We start from the raw sequence: 2452 nt of genomic DNA on the forward strand, positions 1-2452 counted from the left end.
GAAGCGGTCGTCGGAGCGTTCCGCCGAAACACAGTAGGTCATGACCGGTTGCGTGATGATCGCAAGCCGGGCCTTGCTCAACACCCTTGCCCAGAACAACGTGTCCTCGTCATAGGCGAGCCCGGTTGGGAACCGCGTTTCCCCGATCGCCTGCCGGGACACCAGCGCGCTTCCCACCGCAATCGAACGTATGTGACCTTCGATATAGGCCGAGGCATTGGCGATGCTCGCGGCCGTATAGCCGGCAGGCAGCTTGATCTGCCGGTCGACGCCGTCGGTCCGCCGACGATAGGCGCCGACCACCATGTCGGCCCTTGCCTGCATGCTGGCCTGAAGCAGCAATGACCGCAGCCCGCCCTCCAGATGCAGGTCGTCGGCATCGATCATGTAGATCCAGGGATGGTTCGCCTGCGACAGGGCGAGATTGCGGGCTCCGCCGGCGTCCCTGCAGTTGGACTGGATGACGCGCAACGGCAGGCCCAACCGTGAAGCAGCATCGCTGGCGACCGCTGCCGTGCCGTCCGAGGACAAATCGTCGACCAGCAGCACCTCGCCGATGGCGTCCGCTTCCGAACGCAGCGATCCCAGCGTCCTCACTATGGTCGCTGCTGCATTGTGTGCCGGAATGATGACGCTGACAGCTTTCAATGACAACTCCGCACCGGCGCAAAACCCATGCATCCGGCCGTACCGCCCCGAAGCGCAAGATAGCGACAGCGTCCGGATTTGAGAAGCAGTCTTTGCTCGCTCCGCCCGTACGGCACAGGCCTGGACCCCGATGTGTTCACAGCTTTTCGAGCACGACCGGAATGACATCGACCGCTTGCTCGGCCGCCTGGCCGCCGGTCGTCTTGAGCACGCCGACGATCGGCGCCACATCGGAATAGTCCCGCCCGTAGCCGACCGTGATGTGGTCGTTGCTCGCCCGCATGCCGTTGGTCGGATCGAATTCCTGCCATCCGGCGTCACGCCCGCACCAGGCCTTGACCCATGCATGCATGGCATCGGCACCTTCGAGCCGGGGCTTGCCCTTTGGCGGTATGGTGCGCAGGAAGCCGCTGACATAGCCAGCGGGAATGCCGAGGCCGCGCAGGCCGGCGATCATGATATGCGAGAAGTCCTGGCAGACGCCGCGCTTCAGGCCGAAGGCATCGCTGGCGCGGGTCTGCACGGTGGTGGCCTCGCCATCATAGGTGAAATCGCGATGGATGCGGTTGCACAGGTCCAGGACCGTGGCGACGGTCGAGCCGGCGATGCTGCCTTTCGCATAGGCGGTGATCGCGGAATCGATGCCGGCATGATCGCTGGCGGCAAGAAAATGATGCGGGGAATCCGGCGACAGCGACCGCACGCCGCCGAGTTCTTCCCGCAGCCGCTGGAGGTCGGGCGATACGTCCAGCCCCGGTTCCGGGCGCGACACCGACACGCGCGCGCTCATCCGGATGTCGAGCGCGTCATGTGCATCGCGAAAGGCGATCGAAGTGACGTTGTTGCCAAAGAAATCGGAAAAGTCGGAGCGCTCGCCTGGAGCCGGCACGAAGGACAGCGAAGCCGCGACTACCCGCTGCACGCCGACAATCGTCGGCGGCAGCACGCGCACCTGGTGCCGGCCGCCACCGGCCGCGGCATCATAGTCGTAGCTCAGATGAAGCCTGATGTCGTAGAGCATGCGCTATCCGAAAAAGGCCTTGGCGAGGCTGTTGTAGAGGCCGCCGATCTCATTGGCGAGATCGTCGATGACTTGCGCCGTCATGTCCGAGGGTTCCATGACGGCGATCGCCGTGTTGAGCTGAAGGATTTCCTTTGCCGCCGGCGACATGTGCCCTTCGCCGCCGCTCGAAGGCAGCATGCCGATCTCCGCCTTCAACCGCTCGAGCTGAAACAGGATGGAGCGCGGGTTGAGCGGGTCGAGCGCCAGGAGATCGATCACCGTGCGCCGGCCGGCCTGCACCGGGTACTGCCGGCGATGAGTCATGACGCTGTCGCCGATCTCCAGCATCATGTCGAGCGCGCCGTCGGGCGCGCCAGCCCTGGTCAGCCGGGCAAGCATGCGGGCGATCTGGATGCCGCGCTCCAGCCGCCGGCCGATTTCGAGAAAGCGCCAGCCGGTGAAGCGGTACATGTTCTCGTGCAGCAGGCCGGAGAAGCCGGCGAGCTTGCGCAGGATCACCGTCATCGCCCGGGTCGCGTCGTCGCCTGGCGCCACGGTCCTGGCGAACTGATGGATGGTCTTCGACAGGTCCTTCAGCGCCAGCCAGCCATCCGGCGAAAAACGGTCGCGAATCTGCCCGGCGCTGTAGACGGCGCTGTCTAGCGTGCCGATCAGGCCAAGCGGGATCGCCGTTTCGACGTCGATGCCGAACGGTTCGAGATAATCCCTGATATCGGCAAGCAGCGGCGTTTCAGGATCGGAGGTCTCAGCCAGCCGCACATGATAGGCGCGCAGCACGCG

Annotated in this window: 3 protein-coding genes; all 3 read right to left on the minus strand. The window is 64.9% G+C overall.

From position 1 onward, the window contains the following. On the minus strand, positions 1–648 hold a 648-nt coding region (locus EOA33_RS32275; protein ID WP_145989411.1), incomplete at its 3' end, for a glycosyltransferase family 2 protein. 136 nt (positions 649–784) lie between these two features. Then, positions 785–1669, minus strand: coding sequence for a transglutaminase family protein (locus tag EOA33_RS32280; RefSeq protein WP_126058518.1), 885 nt, complete (start codon positions 1667–1669; stop codon positions 785–787). Between the two features lie 3 nt (positions 1670–1672). Further along, a partial coding sequence (locus tag EOA33_RS32285) for an alpha-E domain-containing protein (RefSeq protein ID WP_190234436.1) occupies positions 1673–2452 on the minus strand: 780 nt, incomplete at its 5' end.

The organism is Mesorhizobium sp. M4A.F.Ca.ET.050.02.1.1 (assembly GCF_003997725.1).
Classification (GTDB): Bacteria; Pseudomonadota; Alphaproteobacteria; order Rhizobiales; family Rhizobiaceae; genus Mesorhizobium.

Coding starts and splice junctions, on each gene's coding strand:
- EOA33_RS32280 (WP_126058518.1), bottom strand. CDS start 1,669: ATGCTCTACGACATCAGGCTTCATCTGAGCTACGACTATGATGCCGCG.